This is a genomic window from Prolixibacteraceae bacterium, assembly GCA_019856515.1.
Classification (GTDB): Bacteria; Bacteroidota; Bacteroidia; order Bacteroidales; family Prolixibacteraceae; genus Halosquirtibacter; species Halosquirtibacter xylanolyticus.
This window is the reverse complement of record CP082230.1, coordinates 4,194,276-4,216,156: the sequence shown is the minus strand read 5'-3', so window position 1 is coordinate 4,216,156 and position 21,881 is coordinate 4,194,276. Positions and strand designations below refer to the sequence as shown.

Annotated in this window: 12 protein-coding genes; 8 read left to right on the top strand and 4 right to left on the bottom strand. The window is 37.0% G+C overall.

Features of this window, described 5'->3' with window-relative positions; translation table 11 throughout:
• Positions 1-257: 257 nt before the first annotated feature.
• From K5X82_15460 to K5X82_15445, 4 genes are all read left to right on the top strand, one after another.
• Entirely contained in the window at positions 258-6,188 is a 5,931-nt protein-coding gene (locus tag K5X82_15460; protein QZT36629.1) for a carboxypeptidase-like regulatory domain-containing protein, read from the top strand.
• A 902-nt stretch (positions 6,189-7,090) separates the two neighbouring features.
• Positions 7,091-7,834, top strand: a complete 744-nt coding sequence (locus tag K5X82_15455; GenBank protein ID QZT36628.1) for a hypothetical protein — start codon at positions 7,091-7,093, stop codon at positions 7,832-7,834.
• A 1,726-nt stretch (positions 7,835-9,560) separates the two neighbouring features.
• Complete coding sequence (locus K5X82_15450) at positions 9,561-10,772, top strand: hypothetical protein (GenBank protein QZT36627.1); 1,212 nt, start codon at positions 9,561-9,563, stop codon at positions 10,770-10,772.
• A gap of 9 nt (positions 10,773-10,781) precedes the next feature.
• On the top strand, positions 10,782-11,696 hold the full coding sequence (locus K5X82_15445; protein ID QZT36626.1) for a DNA/RNA non-specific endonuclease: 915 nt from the start codon (positions 10,782-10,784) through the stop codon (positions 11,694-11,696).
• A gap of 104 nt (positions 11,697-11,800) precedes the next feature.
• On the opposite strand, the gene K5X82_15440 is transcribed toward K5X82_15445, so the two are convergent.
• From K5X82_15440 to tsaD, 3 genes are all read right to left on the bottom strand, one after another.
• A complete protein-coding gene (locus K5X82_15440) occupies positions 11,801-11,974 on the bottom strand; it encodes a hypothetical protein (protein QZT36625.1) in 174 nt (57 codons plus the stop codon).
• Positions 11,975-12,282: 308 nt separating this feature from the next.
• The gene (locus K5X82_15435) at positions 12,283-12,651 is read right to left on the bottom strand and encodes a hypothetical protein (GenBank protein ID QZT36624.1); all 369 of its coding nucleotides are present in this window, start codon (positions 12,649-12,651) and stop codon (positions 12,283-12,285) included.
• A gap of 731 nt (positions 12,652-13,382) precedes the next feature.
• Complete coding sequence (gene tsaD / locus K5X82_15430) at positions 13,383-14,414, bottom strand: tRNA (adenosine(37)-N6)-threonylcarbamoyltransferase complex transferase subunit TsaD (protein QZT36623.1); 1,032 nt, start codon at positions 14,412-14,414, stop codon at positions 13,383-13,385.
• A 183-nt stretch (positions 14,415-14,597) separates the two neighbouring features.
• Here tsaD and K5X82_15425 point away from each other — a divergent pair, with 183 nt between their 5' ends.
• From K5X82_15425 to K5X82_15410, 4 genes are all read left to right on the top strand, one after another.
• Positions 14,598-19,079 carry a translocation/assembly module TamB gene (locus K5X82_15425; protein QZT36622.1) on the top strand — a complete coding sequence of 1,494 codons (4,482 nt, stop codon included), beginning with the start codon at positions 14,598-14,600 and terminating at the stop codon, positions 19,077-19,079.
• Between the two features lie 115 nt (positions 19,080-19,194).
• A complete protein-coding gene (locus K5X82_15420; protein ID QZT36621.1) occupies positions 19,195-19,896 on the top strand; it encodes a MotA/TolQ/ExbB proton channel family protein in 702 nt (233 codons plus the stop codon).
• A gap of 8 nt (positions 19,897-19,904) precedes the next feature.
• Positions 19,905-20,336, top strand: coding sequence for a biopolymer transporter ExbD (locus K5X82_15415; protein QZT36620.1), 432 nt, complete (start codon positions 19,905-19,907; stop codon positions 20,334-20,336).
• An 18-nt stretch (positions 20,337-20,354) separates the two neighbouring features.
• Entirely contained in the window at positions 20,355-21,281 is a 927-nt protein-coding gene (locus K5X82_15410) for a hypothetical protein (protein QZT36619.1), read from the top strand.
• An 80-nt stretch (positions 21,282-21,361) separates the two neighbouring features.
• On the opposite strand, the gene K5X82_15405 is transcribed toward K5X82_15410, so the two are convergent.
• Positions 21,362-21,880, bottom strand: coding sequence for an acetyl-CoA carboxylase biotin carboxyl carrier protein subunit (locus tag K5X82_15405; GenBank protein ID QZT36618.1), 519 nt, complete (start codon positions 21,878-21,880; stop codon positions 21,362-21,364).
• Between the last annotated feature and the right edge of the window lies 1 nt (position 21,881).

Here is a 21,881-nt window from a genome sequence, read left to right as displayed (position 1 = left end):
ACGCTATTGACTGTCCTAAAAGCTTTAATGATCGGCTATAATCGGAGTGCTTTACCTATTTGACTCTAAATCCAATAAATCGACAATAAAGGAGACCCCAACATGTAAAGCTACGTAAATGTTATAAAGATTTTATAATAAGATATTCATTTATCCACTAGATTTCGTAAAGAGTCCATACAAACAACTATATTTATGATAAGACCTGTATTTGTGGCTTCGCATTCTACAAGTTAAATAAATTCAAACACTATTTTATGAGAGCGATAATACCTATTATAACTATATTATTGATATCTGTATTTAATCAAGGGAATGCTAACAATCTATCAGATAGCCGAAGAAGCAGCTATTATAAATACATATATCAGTTAAGCCGTAAACAAGCAAGAGCTATTTATAAGAAAGGGCTGAGCGAAGTAGATGAAGGTTATTTTTCGGTACTTAAAGATTCGATTCCTACAGATTCAATATTTAACCGCAAACTTTCACAGGGTAATTACTTGTTAGTATGGGCTCAAGATAATGACCTTAAGTTAGAAATGAGATCATACTCTGATATTGAAGTCATTGTGTATAATAATTACGCAGACCTATTGTTAACTATTGTGGATTCCACTGGAGAAGTTCTAGAAGATGCCAAAGTCAAAATAAATGGACAATCAGTACGTTATAATCCACAGCTCGAAGCATATCAAAAAAGAAAAACAAACACAAGAGGCTGGCTAGAAGTGACATACAATGGATTCACAAGTTATCATTACTTGGATAATGAAGTAAAAAAGGGAGTTAAGTTTCAGAGGGTTGCTTTTTCTGTACCCATAAAATATGTATACGTACCATTAAAGTTGCTAGTTTACTTGCCATACGATTTGTTTATGACGGCATACAATGGTAGACCTCAAGGTTTGCCCTACTACATTTACAAACCTTTTAAGGACACATACCGTTCAATATTTAGGTATGGAACCTATGGTTGGATAAACAGATTAGTACGCTGTTGCGGAAAATCTTCTAAAAAAAACTATCAAGGATATATGGTATTCAGTAAACCCAAATATAAACCCAATGATACAGTGCACTTTAAAGCATGTCTATTAAAGCCAAATGGTCACTTTATTAGTAATCAAAAGCTAATGGCATCTATAAGGGTGGATAATAAGGTAATTAAGCTCAAAGAGATAGAACCTGACCGGAAAGGTATCTATACGCATGAATTTGTATTGCACGACTCCTTGAATATGAAGCTAGATAAAAACTACAGGGTATCCCTAAAGAATGGAGAATGGAGTACAGTGATATCTCAATCATTTAAATTTGAAGAGTACGAACTTAATAGCATTAAATATAACTTACGGGCAGATAAACATGACCAGTTGCGAGGTATACCATTTTATATTTATCTAAAAGGAGAGGATATGAATGGTTTAGCTATACCTGACGGAAGGGTAATTGTTACTCTAAAGTCCCAAAGAACATACAGTAAGTTGTATAAAGATCATGAGTTCTTAAAAGATACTCTGTATCGTTATACACAAAAGTTAGATCCTGTTGGAGAAACGATAATTGAAATTCCAGATACGATCTTTCCAGCAATGGATTTCTCATATGATTTAGAAGCAGTGTTTTTAAATAGTGAAAACGAAAGAATTCAAAAAAATAAAACTATACATTATCATCACCAGAAAAAAGAACTTTCACTTAAGGTTAAGAACGATTCTATTCACTTTACTTATGAAAATCTCGGCAATGAGCTTCCTTTAGAAGTTCTTCTAACCGCATTTGATAAAAACGGAAATTTACTAAAGGAACAAAGCGTCACATTACCATATGCCGAAGTCGTAAATAAGCTGATTGAATCTTATAACCTTAAATCAGAAGTTATAGAAAAATATTTTAGTCTTAATCATTATAAGCCCACACTATCCCTTAACTCTCAACGAAGCAACAACACCGTTAATTTCTCTGTATTTAACCCTCAGGGAGTATGGTTTAAATACTTTGTTTACAAGAAGGATAAAGAAATAGCTAGTGGTCACACTCAGAAATTAGATACCCTAATTAACTTTAAAAGTAATAAAGGGTGTTTCGTCTCTCTTAACTATCAATGGGCAGGAAATAGCTATAAACAATCATACGATATTCCTCTTTACAGAAAACAACTAAGTGTGAAGATGAAGCAGCCACAAGTAGTTTATCCAGGTCAGACAGTAGATATGACACTTGAGGTAAGGGACTATAAAGATCGTCCTGTAAAAGGAGTGGATTTAACAGCATACGGATTAACTAAAAAATTTAACTATAGCGCTCCATCACTCAGGTATTATGGCAAATTAGCAAAACCTCGCACCATGTATAATAAATATAACATGATGGGAGATACTTATTTTGGTTCAACATCATTCGATCCATTAGACTATAATACATGGAATCCAAGAATGAGCTTAGATACCATAACCTATTACAAATTTGTTCGTCCACAAAAGGGCGTTCATGTTGAATATACTAAGCTAGATAAAGGACAAACTCAATTTGCTCCATTTGTGTATAAAGAAGGGGTACCAGTACAAGTTCATTTTATCTTCCTTGATTATGATTTGGTTTATTCATCCATTGCCGCGAATAAACCATATAGTTTTAAATGTAGTCCGGGGTACCATAAATTAAGATTGAGAACTAGTGATTATGACCTAACCGTTAATTCTGTATACTTTAAACAAGACTATAAAACCTTGGTATCTATTGACCCATTAAAAGCGAATAAGCATGTAATTATTAAAGAAAGGAAGCCTGAATTAACGAAGGAAGAGAAGACGCTAATTAGAACACGGTTTGCCAAATTCTATTCGTCTAATCAGAAAGGACTAATTTATTTAGAGCAGAATAATAATTATCAGATACTTAAAAACACAAAATCACCATATAAGTATCTCACCTACTACAACTACAACAAAGCACTTATTGTAGGCCCTTTTCAAAATGGGAAAGCAAATTTTACTCATCATGATAAGTTTACAACTAGTTTTAAATTTGAACCATCATATGAATACACTATTGATGAAGGCCTCGTAAAAATGAAGACCAATGATCACTTTTGGAATTTTAATTATTTAGATAATAATTTTACAACTCCTTCTTTTCATGATGAAGTGATAAATAAGCAAATGATTGAATGGCTGGGTAAAGAAGAGAAGATCCAGTATGCTAATTCAGATATTCACTACGATAATCCATATTACACCATGAAAGGTAATGGAGTATTGGCGATAGAATATAATACAAATGATAGTTTGGCAATACAATTGCGTAATGTTTTAGTTTTTAGAGATTCCGATCCTCAATTTATGCGCATTTATCCATCCAATGTAGAACATATTCATGATTTAAAGCCAGGTATTTATCATTTGTTTTTCTTAATGGAAGATGGGTCATATTTTGAAAAGAAACATATCATACTAAAGGCATATTGCCTTTCAGTTATTCAAACAAATGAACCAGATACACTATTAAAGGATGAATATTCTGAGAATATAGCACAGTTGATACAAGAGAACTGGTTCAAGAAAAGTAAATCAGGCTCACTCTACAATAAGAGGTTAGCAAAAACGGAAATTAAGTCGAACTTCATTCGTAGGCAGCTTAAATACAGAAGCTTACAGACAATAAGAGGAAGAGTTGTTGACGAAGCAGACAATATAGGACTTCCTGGTGTTTCAATATGTATTAAAGGCACAAACATTGGTGGAATTTCTGATTTCGATGGGAACTATTCCATTAAGTTACCACAAGGCAATTTTGAGTTGGAATTTAGCTCTATTGGTTATAAATCAGTAACCGTTCCTGTACACGGTGCAGGAGAGATTAATGCAAGTTTAGCTGCTTCAGTATCAGAATTGAGTGAAGTGGTTGTTGTTACGGACCATACTCAGACAAAAAGTATGAACACTGGCAGCATATCATCTGTTGTGTCAAATTCTATACAAGGACGTGTTGCAGGAGCCCTAGGAGCATCCCCAAATATTAAAATTCGTGGTATAGGGGATACTTCATCCGATAAACCTCTGGTTATTGTAGATGGGATTCCTGTAGAGTATGATATGAATGAATTAGATGATTCCTTAGTGGCTGATATTAATGTTTTGAAAGGTGAAGCTGCAGCAGCAATTTATGGTATTAAAGGAGCTTCAGGCGTAATTATTATTACCACAAAAAGTGGGAAAGGATTACCTTTTGCCAAGCAATTGAATGCTACTGACATTCCTGTTCAGGCTGGCAGTAGTTATAGTTTACGTAATAATTTCTCCGATGGAGCATTTTGGCAACCAAATTTGGTTACAAATAGCAAAGGAGAAGCCACTTTTACAACCACCTTCCCTGATGACATAACATCATGGAACACATTTGCACTTGCTGTGGGAAAGAATAGACAAACAGGGCAAGTGCAAGGAGAAATTAAATCGTTTAAACCATTATCTGCACAATTATTGATTCCTAGGTTTTTAACACAGGGAGATTCCATCAAGGCAATAGGGAAGTCAATTAGTTATTTGAGTGATTCTATTAAAGTAAGTTCAACTTACAGTGTTGATTCAACAGAACTATTCAAAAAGGAAAGAAATTTAGGTCGCATACTTGTTGATACTTTACATGTTAACGCAAGCAGCACAGACACCTTATCTATGACCTATTCGGTTGAACGTGACAACGGTTATTTTGATGGAGAGAATAAGAAATTAACTGTAGTGCCTTTAGGAGTAGAAGAAACAAAAGGAGCTTTTTTCAGTATGCATAGAGATACGACACTTGGTTTTCGCATCCCTATGCATTCTACACAGGGATTACTTTATGTAGAATCCAATCCTTTAAATATTTTACTTCAAGAAACTGCTAAATTACGCAATTACTCACATTTGTGTAACGAACAAGCTTCATCCAAGCTAATTGCCTTACTGAATGAAGAAAAGGTATGTACATACAAAGAAGAAAAATTCAATTATAAAAATGATGTAAATAAGCTAATTGCTCGTCTGCTAAAAAGTACCAATAAAGATAAAGTATGGGGTTGGTGGTCAGAAACAGATACCAAATGGTGGATAACAGCACATGTAATTGAAGGCTTAGAGTTAGCTAAACAGGCGGGTTACAAAGTAGAGTATAATCGAGAAGATATAAAATATAAGTTATTGAATAATTATACACTACTAGATTCACGAGGGAAGTTAAGCATATTAAATACATTGCAAACTTTAAAGACACAAGCCGACTACCCTAATTTAATCAAACAATTGAACGACTCAACCTTTAGCAGAGTGGATTCAATGCGATTAACAGTGGTAAAACAAAGAAGTAATATTGAGATAGATATTTCGTCCTATATTAAGGATAAACAAGAAACTCTGTATGGTAATTATTATTGGGGTAAGAGATTGTGGTCACTATACTATGGTAGAGTTCAGCAAACGCTACTAATGTATGAAATCCTTAAAAACGATGGTAACTATAATGATTGGCTACCAAAAATAAGAAACTACTTCTACGAAAGTAGGGATAGGCAGGGTTGGAGAAACACCTATGAATCAGCATTAATTATAAAACATATTCTGCCGGACCTACTTAAGGAAAAAGCAAGTATTAAGTCTAACTCTTTAAGTGTAAGGATTAACGGAGATCTAGAGGATATTACTAAATTTCCTTTTTCTAGAGAAATTAACGAGGGAGATACAGTAAGCATAATCAAAAAAGGGCATCAATTAGTATTTGCGGGATGGCATAGTAAATATTCCAATAAAACTTCTGTACGAAAAGATGAGTATTTTGAAATTCATAGCTCATTTGAAAAAAATGAAGATACCATATCTCATTTAACGGCAGGTGAGAAAGTGACTTTGGTAGTAGATCTACACATAAAGAAAGAATCAGAGTATCTTTTACTAGAGATACCGATACCATCAGTTTGCTCATACCATAACAAAACACAAAGACAATACCGTGAATCTCATCGTGAATACCATAAAGAAAAGGTATCCATTTACTATAGCATGCTTCATAAAGGTAATTATAAGGTGAAAATAGAGTTAGTTCCTCGCTATTCAGGAAAGGTTAATATTAATCCTGCACGTATGGAACACATGTATTTTCCTGTTTTTTATGGCAACAATCAAATTAAAAGCATAAAAGTGAATAAATAGGATGTTTTCAATTGCTCGTACATACAATGTTTTCTTTAATCATTGCACGTACGAGCAATAAAACATCAATCACACATACAGTCAAATCAATGCACATCCAAAACATTATAATTACCATAATAAAAAGAATCGTAAGATTGCCAAACGCTGGGAACGCTGAGCTCTAGCTCGGCAACGAAGCATCAACCAAGATCCATGAAGCAATACTAAGTTGTCGCTCTCCTGATACACGATGCCGAGCGAAGCGCTGCGTTCCCAGCAGCTGTCCCATACCCTTGCACCCCAACCAAGATCCGTGAAAATCCGTCTAATCCGTGGCTATGAATTTCTTATTTTCCATTCATATGCATCAGCACTAAGCGCAAGGCGTGCCAATGAATTGGCACAAACCATCACACTCCAACGTCAACCACACCACATCCAATACGACCTAGTTTGTGCCAATTCATTGGCACGAGAGGGACACCTCATCCATATAACATATAATAATCGCTATGTGTAAATAATATCATAGATCTAAGGTCGAATAACCATCTATTTTTACACCCCCTCCAGAGAATATCCCTACGATACAGCTATCATAGAAAATAGGGGAGTTGGCCCCGCCCACCCAATAATAATGCCCCCGCCCTGCTTCCACCCAAACACTCAGCCTCTCTTTCAGTCGTCCCTCCTTCAACATACAGCTTCGCTATCTCTGGGCTTCGCCCATCGCAAAAAAAACAATCCCTATACCTATAGCCTTATGAGCTTCGCTCATAAGGCTATAGGTATAGGGATCAATTAAAAAAAAGTGTCTCACCTATTTTCTTCATCCAATCATAGTCTAAGTTAAAACACCTAAGATTTCCTTATATTTATCAACACATTACAATTATCAATCTTGCATATAAATCTCAAGCATGAAAAGAAGAATACTGATTATTAAAGGGCAAAGTAATAGCATCAATGAATTAAAAAATGACAAAAAATATATTTCTTGTTATATCGACTATTTTAAGTCACATGCTGGTGGATGTTATGAAGATGATGAAATCATTAGTTTAGAAGAACCATCTCTTAATGAAATAAAAATTCACAATAGAGATATTGACTCTTCAGACTCTCTTATCGTACTTCTATTAGGTCATGGAGCCACTTCAAATGGTAAACATGTATTTCAATTACAAAAAAATGTAATTATTAATCCTGGACAACTTATATTTAAGACCAGAATTCAATTGTTTATAGTGGAAAGTTGCAGAAATATCATTAATAAAATAAGTGTCAAAAAAATTAACAACACTACGCCTAAATTTAAATACGGTGGTCTATTTGATCTTGATAAAAGACCAAAAACAAAACATGAAGTCATTGAAGCTTATAATAAAGCTATATCTGCATCAAATGATGGTTGCACTTACCTTTTTTCTGCAAATGTAAATCAAGAAGCATACAACTATTATTTCCTTAGATATCTTGTAACGACTGCCCTAGACAAACACCAATATACAACATGCGATCATGTTTTTTCTATTGAAGAAATGTTTGACTTAGTAAAAAATAAAGTCCAAGATAAATGCTTAAAAACCCCAGGAATTAAAGCTAAACAAACTCCTATTATGACAGGAAAAGGTGATTTCCCTTTTGTCGTTTCAATTATGTAGTAATAAATAACTTTATTTTTTTTAAAACCGTCAGTTGCAACAACTTAGTCTGTAAATTTATTTAAGTTGAAAGAAAATCAGTCAATATAAAGTTGTCAACTCTTTATATTGACTGATGTAAAATGAGTCTACTTCTTCTTTTCACTCCGCTTCTCATAAATCAGACATCCACTCAAACCAACTAGGAACGAAAGAACAATATGTATCAGCCCCCCTTAAATCATCCAGTTGTCTCTGTTGTCCTCGAATCTCCACATTTAATCTCGCTTCCACTCTATCCAATCGCTCAAAAAATCGATCTTCCCAATAAACCACTTTATGTTCTTGAGTCAACAACCTAACTTTCGTCTGATCTAATGTCTTCTTAACCTCTTACACATCATTCTCTGGATGTTCCACACTATCAAAAGAACTGATCCCAGTCAAACTAGCAAACACACACACCACATCCAATACGACCTAGTTTGTGTCAATTCATTGGTACGATAAGGAGACCTCATGCAAACATTTAATTTGCAACAACCATATGCTAAAAGTGCTAAATTTTAGACACGAGCATCGCGCCTCTACGTAGTCATAAAAAGATCTGTTTCATCTGTATGCCATCCGCAGGGAACGCAGTGCTCCGCTCGGCATCGTACCACAAGAGAGCGACAACCTTAGTATTCCTCTGCGTAGGTTGCGTCACGGGCAAGTTGCTCAATGGTAAAGTTGATACACGATGCCGAGCTGGAGCTCAGCGTTCCCAGCAGTTGCCCCATACCCTTGCACCTCAACCAAGATCCGTGAGAATCCGTCTAATCCGTTTCATCTGTGGCTATATTACCATGTATCACCACTAAGCGCAAGGCATGCCAATGAGTTGGCACAAACTACGCAAATCCACGTCAATGGAATGGATAGAGAGCAGTCGGACTTTCAGCCCTAAATCGGGAGGAACCTAGATACCCAGCGCTTCGCACTGGGCTATTAACTGTAGCACCTTCAGTGCATGTTGAAGTATGGTAAATGAGAGACAACCGCTGGGAACGATGAGCTCCGCTCGGCATCGTACCACAAGAGAGCGACAACCTTAGTATTCATCTGCGTATGTTGCATCACGGGCAAGTTGCTCAATGGTAAAGTTGACACACGATGCCGAGCGAAGCTCAGCGTTCCCAGCAGTTGCCCCATACCCTTGCACCTCAACCAAGATCCGTGGAAATCCGTGGCTATGAATTTCTTATTTTCCATTCATATACATCAACCCTAAGCGCAAGGCATGCCAATGAATTTGGCACAAGAGGGATACCTCATCCAAACATTAAATTTTGATAGTAGGTCTAATAGGGCGATTAGGGAAACTTTTGACTGTAATAGTGGTGAATTACTTTTACAAAAAATTAATGACAATTAATTTGCTATTTAAACCCCTTTTGACATACACTAATCAATGTCCCCTTCCTCCTCAATTCTCCTCCTTACTTATGCTCAAATACTCAGACTCTCTTTCACTCATTCATCTTTTAACATACAGCTTCGCTATCTCTGGGCTTCGCCCATCGCAAAAAATAAAATACCATTAGATTATTACATAAAAACACCTAAGGTCTAAAATATTGTTTAACTAAGACAATGATGTTTATTCAATACTACATTCTATCACATAAAACTTCAATATAAATAAACATAAAAAGCATAAATATTATTTATATTTGCATATCGACATCTATTAATTTTTACACAAATGAATCCCTACAAACTACTTTTATGCTTAACGGCTATTACTCTTATTAGCTGTAACTCTTCGAAAACAAACAATAGCAATGACTCTAAAAACAACCTACTTGCTTATTACAATTATAACATTGATTCAATTGCGAAAGCAACTCCAATAAGCAAGTCCGACTTTATTAAAATAGAGATCGGAGAAATTGAGATCAATCGTGAAGGGCATGATATGATACAAGAAATCATAGAAGCTGACAAAAGAGAAGATATATCAAGTATTAAATCTGAATACTCTCTTGAAGAAATAACAACAAAAGCACCTAATTTTAGTCCAATCCCGAAAGAAATTTACTCTTCGGAAATTGAGCATAATAATTCATTCCAAAATCATCTATATTCATCCGCAAGTAAATCTCTTATCAAGAGTGCAAAGAGTGTTATTGATGAGGAATTTGGGATCTTTAGACAGTTTCACCATCTATGGAATGCATTACTCGTGAAATGTTATATAAAAGACGATTCTGAAATCACAAGTGAATGGAATAATATCATAAGAAACAAATTAGACCTTCAAAATCTAAATGTCAATATCAATAATCGCATTAGAAACTACCAGAACCTTGTTTATAACAAACATTTATACCTTGATCCAAAAAATGCAACAAAATATCAAGAGTTACCAATGGTCAAAATTGACATTAATAAACTAGATTTGATGATAGAACCATACATCCAAGAAAAACTCTCAAATGAAGGATACGATATTGGTATTGACATATTCTTTACAATCTTGATTGTTTTTATTACTTCTTTAATTTATAAGCCTTTAATTGACAATGCAATTATTAATGCTAATAACTGGGGGAAAATTAGAGAAAATCTTCTTAATACTGGTGAGCTTCTTGTACAATCTAAACGAAAATCAAAGGACAATCCCTGGTGGATGAATCTTGCAATGGATGCATTTAAAACTGCAAACAAAGGTTTTACTGAATACAGGATTAGAGAAGCTAAAGCTAAATTTGAATCTGAAAGAAGACTTTGGAGATCCATAACAGGTTCAATAATAACTATTGCATCACTCTGTTATTTCGTCCCTCAAGATCTTAAAATAGAAGCACAAATTCAAGAAGAATTGACGCAGATCTTCATTAAAAACATTGAAGTTAAGAATATAGATGTTTTAGAAAATCTAGACAACTACACTAACCATTTTTTTAACGTATAATATTGAGGTATGAGGTATCTATATGTTCTTTGCATTCTTTTTACAATTATTTCCTGTGACTCTATTGCAAAGAAAGGCATCAAACAACTTGTAAAAAAAGGTGCTAAAGAAACAACTGAGGAAATAACAGAGGAAGGATTCGAAAAAATAATTAGAGGAGCTGCAAAAGAAGCTGTAGAGGAAGCAATTCCATTAACGAAAGTATTAAAAAACGCAAATAAAAATATGGTAACGAAGGAAATCCGAAAAGTTGGATTTTCTTCTATTACGGAACTTATTCAATCTAATAAGTTTATAGTTAAAAGCTCTAATGGTAGACATAAAGTTTTTTCTAAAGAAGGAGAACAATTAGCGACAATATTAGTTACAAATAAAAATACGCTTATTAATACAAATTGGGTCTCTCGTGGTACTAAAGAAGCTAAATTAAATACTCTATTAAACACTTCGAACTTAATCCCAAATGCAACATACAACGCAAATGGAGCTAAATATTTTACAGATGAACTATCTAGACCCACAAAAGCTATTATGCCATCATTTGCTAGAGTAAATAAAGTCCCTCGTAATAAAGGTATGCAAAGACAAGCAAGAGAAATGGCGATCGGTAAAATCGAAGCTAAAAATTATGATGGAGGTCATATGATTGCAAATTCTCTTGGCGGAATTAGTGAAGGTATTAATATTGTTCCTCAAGCCCCCAATGTTAATAGAAGAACAAGTCGTAATGCTTCTAAAATTGCGAAAGAAAACAATTTTTATGCTATCGAAGATATTGTGAGACAAAATTCTAAATTTATTAAAAACTATACAGTACAAAATGTATACGTTGGTACATCTAGAACTCCAACAAAACAAATCGTATCATATGAATTACGAGGAGAAACTGTAAAACATACTATTCTTAACCAAGTATTTGACTAGGTTAGCAAACCTTGGAACCTACACAAATAAATGTATCAAGATAAAATAGAATAACTCATATAGATCGCTCTCTCTGGGCTTTGCCCATCGCAAAAAAACAAACCCTATACCTCCCATGGTTTCAATCCTCCTGAAGTAACCATTTTATCTGTAATAAAAGCACCACTAGTCTGATCTAAATCCATTTCTGAAACAATTAATCCACTTGATTTGTCAATGATACTAATAGGTATATTACTTATTAGTATCATTGACAACTCTCTTCCACACTTCTTCATAAGGTTGGTTAATATCCACTATATTATTAGGAAGTTTTGGAGGTTGCACTGCTTCGTATGATGCACAACTGGACAAAAAGAAACTCATCAATAGGAGAAAATACGTTATTTTTTACAATTTAAATAATTCACACAAATATACCTCTTATTGATATTTGCATATCGTAATAATTATCAATAGCTATTAAAAACCCCTTTTTTATTAACCATTAAACCGAAAATAATGTATCTAAAATCACAACACAATAAATACCACATTTTCAACAATATCCATTAATTATCATCTGGCTAATATCAAAAGAAATATTCTACTCCTTCTTCTCACTTCTCTTCTCATAAATCAGATATCCACTCAAACCAACCAGGAACGAAAGAACAATATGTATCAACCCCCTTAAATCATCCAGCTGCTTCTGTTGACCTCGAATCTCCGCATTAATTCTTGCCTCTGCACCATCCAAACGCTCAAAAAATCGATCTTCCAAATAAACCAACTTCTGCTCTTGAGTCAACAACCTAACTTTTGTCTGATCTAATGTCTCCTTCACCTCCGCCACATCATTCTCTGGATGTTCCACACTATCAAAAGAACTGATCCCAGTCAAACTAGCAAACACACACCACATCCAATACGACCTAGTTTGTGTCAATTCATTGGTACGATAGGGAGACCTCATCCAAACATTTAATTTGCAACAACCATATGCTAAAAATGCTAAATTTTAGACGCGAGCATCGCGCCTCTACGTGGTCATAACAAAAAAAGATCTGTTTCATCGGTGTGCCATCAGCTGGGAACGCTGAGCTCCGCTCGGCATCGTACCACAAGAGAGCGACAACCTTAGTATTCACCTGCGTATGTTGCATCACGGGCAAGTTGCTCAATGGTAAAGTGGACACATGATGCCGAGCTGGAGCTCAGCGTTCCCAGCAGTTGCCCCATACCCTTGCACCTCAACCAAGATCCGTGAGAATCCGTCTGATCCGTTGAATCCGTGGCTATGAATTCCTTATTTTCCATTCATATACATCAACCCTTTGTGTCTTGGTGGTTCTATTTTAATCGGTATCCCATCCCTTGCGCTTCAAAGATGATATCGATGTTGGACATCTAAGGATATGATGGTAATAAAGTGGGGGACTTCTCTATATTTTCGACATATATGACTTACGGTTTGCATACGGTTTCTTTACCTTTTTGTCGTGTGGAGGTAAGGGAAGGGTAACTTAAGGGTAAGTTTAGGGTAACTTTAGTATAGGGATGGGTGCTAGAAGGGGGCTGGTTTTATGCAAGAAGAAAGGGCTTTCGTATATGAAAGCCCTCTGTTGGTAATGGTCCTACTCTATAAGAGAGGATTTCGAGTTTATGGTCTATTTTAATGATAGTCCAATCCTCTATAGTTATTTTTTATTTATCGAATGTTACTCTCGAATATGGCATTGCATCTTGACCAATGAAATCTTGGTTTAGATACTTGTAGTGCCCTGTAATGGCGATCATGGCCGCATTATCGGTTGTGAAAGCAAAAGGTGGGATAAATAGATTCCAACCGAATTTTTTTGCATCGTCTTGTAGGGCAGCGCGCAATCCTTTGTTTGCGGATACTCCACCTGCAATAGATACTTCGTTTATTCCTGTCTCTTTGGCTGCTTTACGTAGTTTAATGAGAAGGATATCGATGATTGTTTTTTGTAGGGATGCACAGATGTCGTTTCTATTCTTCTCGATGAAATCGGGATCTACTTTGATTTGGTCTCTTAAGAAGTATAAGAAACTTGTTTTCAACCCTGAGAAAGAGTAGTCGTATCCTTGGATACGTGGTTTAGAGAAGGTGAAGGCATCGGGATTACCTAAGGCAGCATACTTATCGATTAGTGGGCCTCCAGGATAAGGTAGTCCTATGACTTTGGCACATTTATCGAAGGCTTCTCCAGCTGCATCGTCGATGGTTTGACCAATCACTTCCATAGAGAGGTAATCGTCGACACGAATAATTTGTGAGTTACCACCAGATACAAGAAGACATAAGAATGGGAATTTAGGCATTTTTTTGTCTACTCCTTCTTCGCCAATAAAGTGAGCAAGGACATGTCCTTGAAGATGGTTAACATCAATAAGTGGCACATTTGTCGATAGCGACAAACCTTTTGCGAAAGAGGTACCCACAAGCAGGGAACCAAGTAGACCAGGGCCTCTAGTGAAGGCGATGGCAGAAAGTTCAGTTGCCTTAATACCGGCATTTTTCAACGCCATATCCACCACGGGAATAATGTTTTGTTGATGGGCTCTTGAAGCGAGTTCAGGAACAACGCCACCATAGGCTTCGTGACATTTTTGACCTGCGACCTCGTTACTCAATATCACCCCATTTTTGATCACTGCTGCTGAAGTATCATCACAAGATGATTCAATCCCCAATATAAAAATATCCTTTTCCATATGCTATATACGACAACGAAACGAGGAAATCTTGATATTATCGTAATTTTTTTAGCATCTTTTTATGAACCTGTGCAAAAAATTACGATTTTTGTTATCGAAGTATCCTCGGTTACGAAATGTTATTCTTTTTAAAGACTCAAAGTTATTAAAAAAATAGGTAAAATAGTACTACTTATACTCTTGATGCTAATAATCACTTTATGTGCTTGTTACGTTGCATTGATGAGCAGTCGTGTGCAGACCCTTATTGTGCAGTCCATAACGGACGATATCTCACAGCAGTTGGGGGCACAAATTTCCATACGAAAAGTTGATATTCGATTCTTTAACAAACTGGTTTTAAAAGACTTTCTACTGAAAGATCAAAAACAGGACACCCTTCTCTTTTCGAAAGCATTGGTTGTGGAGGTGGATTCGTTGAATTTAGAGAAACAACAACTGTTCTCTAATAGTATTCTGTTGGAGTCGGCTTATATCAATTCGAAACGATATAAAGATAGCTTAAGCTACAACTACCAGTTTTTAGTAGATTCGTTGCATAGCGACACCCCTCAAGAGAGTGGATCGCCATGGCAGTTTCAACTTCGCAATGTTCGTATTGAGGATGCACATATTAAGAATAATGATGAGAATGTGAAAGAGCTGTCGGATCTTTTCGACTATCGTCATATTGACCTGAAAAATATTACGGTTGATTTTTCGACTTCGAGGATGGACTCACTACTTCTTTTCAATCTAAACCAGTTCTCTTTAAAAGAGATTCATTCGGTAGAGTTGAAAAACATTACGGGAAAGCTGTCGGTGGACCCACAACAGGTACAAATACACAATCTGAAGGTAGAGACAGGGTTTTCGAAGCTTGAGGTAGATAGCTGTTTTATGCAGTTAAAGCAGGATAGTGTTTCGCTGGATATGATAAAAAGACCCTTTTATCTCCACTTTAAAAAGTCGAGTGTGTCACTTAAAGAGGTTGCCTATTTTGTTCCAGAGATAAAGGGGATGAATGAGGTTGTGTCGTTAAAAGGAACTATTAAAGGTCCGGTATCAAATTTGAAGGGAAAGGATTTTGAGCTTCGGGTTAAGGATCATACTATGCTGAAAGGAAATGTGGGTTTCTCAGGTCTTCCGAACATTAAGAACACCTTTATCTTTGCTCGTTTGGATAGAGCGGTGGTAGATCTAAGAGAGGTTCGTCGTATCAGGATGCCTTTATCATTTGGTGCGGAGTATATGAATCTACCTGAGAGTATCGACAATGAGCATCAACTCTATTATGAGGGGGAGTTCACGGGGTTTCCTTCGGATTTTGTTTCGTTCGGAACACTTACAGGAGCGTTAGGAAAGGTGGATACAGATATTGCTATTCGACCAGATGACGAAGGGAAAGTGAGTGTCAGTGGGGTGTTTAACACGACCAACTTTAAGCTGGGCGAATTGGTACAATCGGAGTCTCTGGCTAATTTGACACTTCGATCGAACCTTCATGGATACTATACCAATGAGAAAGATTATGATCTGAAGGTGGTTGGAACCATTGATGATATTCAAATTAAAGACTACATTGTTCACTCTATTTTTCTAAATGGACGCGCCTATGCAGGTGGTTTTGAGGGTGGAGTAAAGATACAAGATCCACACCTTAACCTTGACTTCAATGGGAAGGTGGATTATATGGCTGAAATACCTAGTTATAATTTCCATTTGAATGTAACTGATTTTGTTCCCGCGTATCTTAAGCAGAGCGAAATTAATCGTATCGATACGCTTAACCTAGCCTTGCAAGCGAATTTTACGGGGAATAGTATCGATAATTTCAAGGGGAGTGTAAATATCGATCGCTTCGATATGGCCAATGGAAATCATCATTGTACGTTCAATGATATTTTGATGGAGACCGACAAACAGCAGGGACAGAGGAATTTCAGGTTGAGTAGTGATTTTGTGAATATCGGTATCATAGGTGATTATACTTATAAGTCGCTTTACCACTCGGTACGAAACATTCTGTCGTCACACCTTCCTAGTTTGTCGAGCGAATCGGTGTTAACGGATAATAATAATATTACGATAAAAGGACAGATAACGGATGATAAAGGGTTATTGCAGTACTTCTCTCCGAAGTCGGCGATACGTTTCCCTATAGAGATTACGGGGGCTTTGACGGATTCGACACATACCGCAAATCTATTGGTGGACATCCCAGAGGTGTATCATGACAACAATCTGATTAAGCATCTGACACTAAATATTTTTGACAACCAGCGCTCTTTACAGGCTCGCGCTAGGGCTTCTAAATTGTCTATCGGAGATGGCTATTCGTTTCATAATTTAGCACTACACTCAAGAGCTGAAAACGATACGATATTTTCTTTGATTTCGTGGAGTAATGCCGATGAGATGACCTATTCTGGAAATATACCTATTCAAACTATTATATCGAGAGATAATGAGGTGCGTAGAGTTCCTAAATTTAGGTTTAAGGTAGATCCGTCATATGTTTTTGTGGCTGACCACGAGATTGGGATTAGTCAATCTACTATTGATATTGACAGCAGTTCGGTAGCTATTTCAGGTTTAGAGATTACCAATATGAACCATCGTTTAAAAATTGATGGTAAGATGTCGTCGTTGCCGAATGACTCCATGAATATTAAGTTTAATGATGTCGAGATAGGTAAGATAGACACCATTTGTGCATGGGACACAGGCTTGAGTGGAAATATTAATGGAATCATGACATTGAAGGATCTCTATAGACACCGCATCGTTTTGGGAGATCTATTTATTAAAGACTTTTCGTTTAGTGATAAGCCTTTGGGGGATATATCGCTGAAGTCGGATTGGAATAGTATCGACAAGGAGCTGTTTTCGCAATTGCTACTACTGAAAGATGAGCGTAGAATTCTTGATGCCCATGGTACTTTTTCGCCGTCACAGAACCGGATGGATTATGATGCGGAGTTGGATAAGGTTCCGTTTATTAGTTTGATGCCTTTCTTAAAGCACTTTTCTTATCATCTGGGTGGTAGCATATCGGGTAAGGTGAAGGTTCAAGGAAAAGCGACACACCCCTATTTGGTGGGGACAGTGCTACTCGATAAAGGAGAGGTTGGAATTGATTTCACTAAAACGACCTATACCATATCGGATAGTGTGACGTTTGTACCAGATACCATGAAGTTTGTGAATATGGGGTTAATCGATGAAGAAGGGAATACAGGTTCGTTTAATGGTTATATTAAACACGACTTCTTCTCTAATTTTGTCTTCGACCTGAATATCGCGACGGACTATCTATCGGTACTGAATACTACGGTAGATGACAATGAGGAGTTCTATGGTACTGCACATGGTATTGGAAATGTACGTTTGACAGGAAATACGGATGACTTAAATCTGTCGGCCAATGTAAAGACAGGTCTTGGTACCAATATTACGATTCCGATGGTGGGTCCATCGAGTGCGACGGAGAATAGCTTTATTCGATTTAAGAAACCCAAAAGGTTCTTTAAGGTGGAAGAAGTTCTGAAGCAAGGAGAGGTGGATGAGTATTTCACGCTTAATTTGGATCTGACCATGACTCCTGATGCAAAGTTCCGTATTTTATTTGATCGTAATTCGGCCGACCTGATTGAAGGTACAGGTTCTGGTGATATGCGTATCATTTACGATAAGGAGGGTGATATCAGTATGTATGGTAATTACACCATCGATAAAGGGAACTACAATTTTACGCGACAGGGTTTTATCAGTAAACACTTTAAGGTAAAAGAGAACAGTACGCTGAGTTGGGAAGGAGATCCATATAAAGCAAGGCTGAACCTTGAAGCAGTGTATTCAACGAAGGCTTCGTTGAAAGAGCTTCTAGGAGAGAGTAGTTCTAGCAATGACTATAGTAAGCGTATTAAGGTGGACTGTATTATTAAGTTGACCAATGACCTCTCTAACCCAAAAGTTGATTTTGCTATTGAATTGCCCACAGCCGATGAGAGGACTAAGGATGAGATTGCACAATATTTATCGACCAAAGAGGAGATCACCAGACAGATGATTTCGATTCTACTTATTGGTAAATTTACGACTCCTGATTATCTAAAAGGGGCTGATTCGGAACAATCGAACAATGCAGATATCATTAGTTCAACGGCCTCGGAACTTCTGTCGAACCAGTTCTCTAGTTGGTTGTCAGAGATATCGAATGACTTCGATATTGGCTTTAACTATCGTCCTGGAGATAATGTAAGTGATCGCCAGATTGAGGTGGCTTTAAGTACCCAGCTACTGAACAACCGTGTGTTGATCAATGGTAATATAGGTAATAACGGGAGTTTACAGTCAAAGAATGCCAACGAGATTGTGGGTGAGGTGGAGGTCTATGTCAAATTGACTAAAAACGGGAAGCTACAGTTAAAGGTTTATAACCGATCGAATGACGAACTACTATACGATACGGCACCATATACTCAAGGGGTAGGTGTTACTTTCAAAGAGAACTTCAACAGTTTCGATGAGCTATTCGAACGTTACAAACGCCAACGTGCAGAGCGTAAAGAGCGTAGACAGAAGAGGCGTTTATTGAAGAAACAACAGAAACAGAAGGCAGAAGAGGAAGAGGATCAAACAGAAGAGGGGGACCCAAAGTCTATAAAAGAAGAAAAATAGGGCCACTTTGTTGTTTATATATGACTTCCTTGTTATTTTACAGATATAAATAATTATTTTTCATTGCCTTTATATAAATTTGTATTTAGAATTTTAATTGAAACATTATATAGACATGCATACCCTATCTATTTTACTAAACGCTACGGCACAAGCAGCTAATGAAACTGCAATAAACATGAATATGCAGGTAAACAATAGCCTTACTCCTGCTGACATCTTTCAGAAAGGTGGATTCATGATGTACCCATTGGTCATATTGTCGATCATCGCGCTTTATATCTTTGGTGAGCGTTACTTCGCTATTGCTAGAGCTAGAAAGTTTGATAACGGTATGATGAATGATATCAAACATAAGATCAAAACAGGTGACCTTGATGGTGCACTAATGGTTTGTGAGACTTCGAACACACCTATGGGACGTATGATTGCAAAAGGAATTCGTCGTATGGGACGTCCATTGAGTGATGTACAGACAGCTATCGAGAATGTGGGTAACCTAGAGATCTCTAAATTGGAGAAAGGACTACCTGTATTAGCAAGTGTTTCTGGTGGTGCACCGATGATTGGATTCCTTGGTACTGTAATGGGAATGATTCAAGCTTTCTACGAAATGTCGAGTGCCAAGAATGTGGAGATCTCGAACTTAGCTGGAGGTATCTATACTGCGATGTCAACAACAGCAGGTGGTTTGTTGGTAGGTATTCTTGCTTACTTTGCTTACAATATTCTTGTGGCACGTGTCGATAAGACTGTAGCTATCATGGAGCATACATCGACAGAGTTCATGGACCTATTACACGAACCAACAAAATAACCTAGCGTATGTCATTAAAAAGAAGAAGTAAAGTAGATGCTACGTTTAGTATGTCGTCGATGACAGATATCGTGTTCCTATTGTTGGTGTTCTTTATGATTGCATCGACCATGATCGGGCCACCGAGTCTCAAGATTACACTTCCACAGAGTGCACAGGGGAAGAGTAACAAGTCGATATTTACGATATATATCAATAAACGAATGGATTATAGTTATGCCAATGGATCGGCACAGCCGCAGACATGTAACTATAGTGACCTACAACCAGCCTTACAAACGACTTTCCCTGAGAATGAATATGTGAAGGGACAACCAAGACCTGTTGTGATGCTACAAGCAGAGAAGAGTGTACCTGTGGAAGAGGTTGTGAAAGTAATGTCTCTTGCGAGAGAGTTGAACTATACGTTGCTCTTAGGGACATCGAATGTCAGAAAATAAGCCCTCAAATGAACTAACATGGTAAATCAAAATGATGATACCCGACTTCATGGTGCTGTTTTTTCGTTGGTTACACACCTGATTATTGTACTGATCCTTTGTTTCGTTACGCTAGATGGGCAAAATGGAGGAAGTGATCAAGAGTACGTTGTGTTGGTGGATAATAGAGGAATGGATAGGGTGGCACAAGCCAAGCCTAAACGTCCTGTGAAGCAACAGAAGAACGATAAGATCGCAACAGCTTCGAAAGCCAGACCTAAAGAGCATCAGAAGAAGGTAGAAAAGATACATAAAAGTGTAGTCACACCTAAAGCAGGAAAGTCTTATAAAAATAAGTCTAACGAAGGGGTCAAAAAAGATACACCTAAAGTCAATAATAAGAAGACTACCGATATCAACTCTGTGAAGAAGGCAGAGGAGAAGAAGAGACAGGAAGAAGAGCGACGACATAAAGAGGAGGTCAAACGTGAGAAGATGATCAAGAAGCGTCGAGAAGATAGTATCCGTAAGGTTCAAGAGAAGATCAAGATCGCAGAGCAGCAGGCTCAGGAGATGTTGAAGAATATCATTACTACTGCTGAGAAGACCAAAGAACAAGAGAAGGTCAATAATAGAGCGACAGCAAGTAGTAAGACCAGTGCGGTTTCGACCAATTCATCTAAACGTAAAGGGCTGAGTGTAGCCAATCGCGTCTATCTTTCTGGAGCAAAGCAACCAGGTCATATTGGTGCTGAAAGTGGAACTATCTACTTAAACTTGACGGTGAATCCGATAGGGCAAGTTTCTAAAGTGTTGGTAGATGAGGGGAAGACAACCATTACGAGTCAGCGTACTATAGATAGTGCAATTGCTTTTGTTAAGACCCTTAAGTTCAACTCTGTTGGCAACGATCAATATGATCACGGGTATTACAAGCTGACCTATAAGAATGGCGGTTTTTATTAATTGCATGAGATCATAATATATATAAAGGGTGAAAGCTAGTTGCTTTCACCCTTTTATGTTTAATGGTTACTTTTGATTGGTTATATCACTTCGATAGTCACCATCTTATGTCCTGCCACCACCACCTCTTCGGGCTTGATATTGAGTTCGGTCACCACTCCAGAGATCGGAGCAAGAATCTCGTTCTGCATCTTCATTGCCTCTAGAGTAAGGATGATTTGTCCCGCCTCGACATTCTGTCCTTTGGCTACAAATACATCTACTATCTTTCCAGGAATAGGTGCAATAACCTCTTGCTCTTTCTCGTCTTCATCGCGAGTTAGAATCTCTTTTCTTCTTTTAGAGATCTCTGTGTCGATTACGAAGTTATATGTGTTACCATTGACAAGTACGGTACACTTATTTTTCTTTATCGATACGATCTGTGCTTTGTGGATCACTCCATCTAAAGTCAATTCAATCTCTTCTTGAGAGAAATCTGTTCCAATATGGATCTCTTCTCCATCCATCGTTTTAAGCTCACCAAGCTCTTCGATAAACGTATATTCGTTCTCTCCACCCACATAGAACTTATTGGTCTTTCTTTTACGTGCTATCATG

Excerpts from the sequence above, each read along its gene's own strand:
- K5X82_15460 (QZT36629.1), top strand. The coding sequence starts at position 258 with ATGAGAGCGATAATACCTATTATAACTATATTATTGATATCTGTATTT.
- K5X82_15455 (QZT36628.1), top strand. The coding sequence starts at position 7,091 with ATGAAAAGAAGAATACTGATTATTAAAGGGCAAAGTAATAGCATCAAT.
- K5X82_15450 (QZT36627.1), top strand. The coding sequence starts at position 9,561 with ATGAATCCCTACAAACTACTTTTATGCTTAACGGCTATTACTCTTATT.
- K5X82_15445 (QZT36626.1), top strand. The coding sequence starts at position 10,782 with ATGAGGTATCTATATGTTCTTTGCATTCTTTTTACAATTATTTCCTGT.
- K5X82_15440 (QZT36625.1), bottom strand. The coding sequence starts at position 11,974 with ATGAAGAAGTGTGGAAGAGAGTTGTCAATGATACTAATAAGTAATATA.
- K5X82_15435 (QZT36624.1), bottom strand. The coding sequence starts at position 12,651 with ATGAGGTCTCCCTATCGTACCAATGAATTGACACAAACTAGGTCGTAT.
- tsaD (QZT36623.1), bottom strand. The coding sequence starts at position 14,414 with ATGGAAAAGGATATTTTTATATTGGGGATTGAATCATCTTGTGATGAT.
- K5X82_15420 (QZT36621.1), top strand. The coding sequence starts at position 19,195 with ATGCATACCCTATCTATTTTACTAAACGCTACGGCACAAGCAGCTAAT.
- K5X82_15415 (QZT36620.1), top strand. The coding sequence starts at position 19,905 with ATGTCATTAAAAAGAAGAAGTAAAGTAGATGCTACGTTTAGTATGTCG.
- K5X82_15410 (QZT36619.1), top strand. The coding sequence starts at position 20,355 with ATGGTAAATCAAAATGATGATACCCGACTTCATGGTGCTGTTTTTTCG.
- K5X82_15405 (QZT36618.1), bottom strand. The coding sequence starts at position 21,880 with ATGATAGCACGTAAAAGAAAGACCAATAAGTTCTATGTGGGTGGAGAG.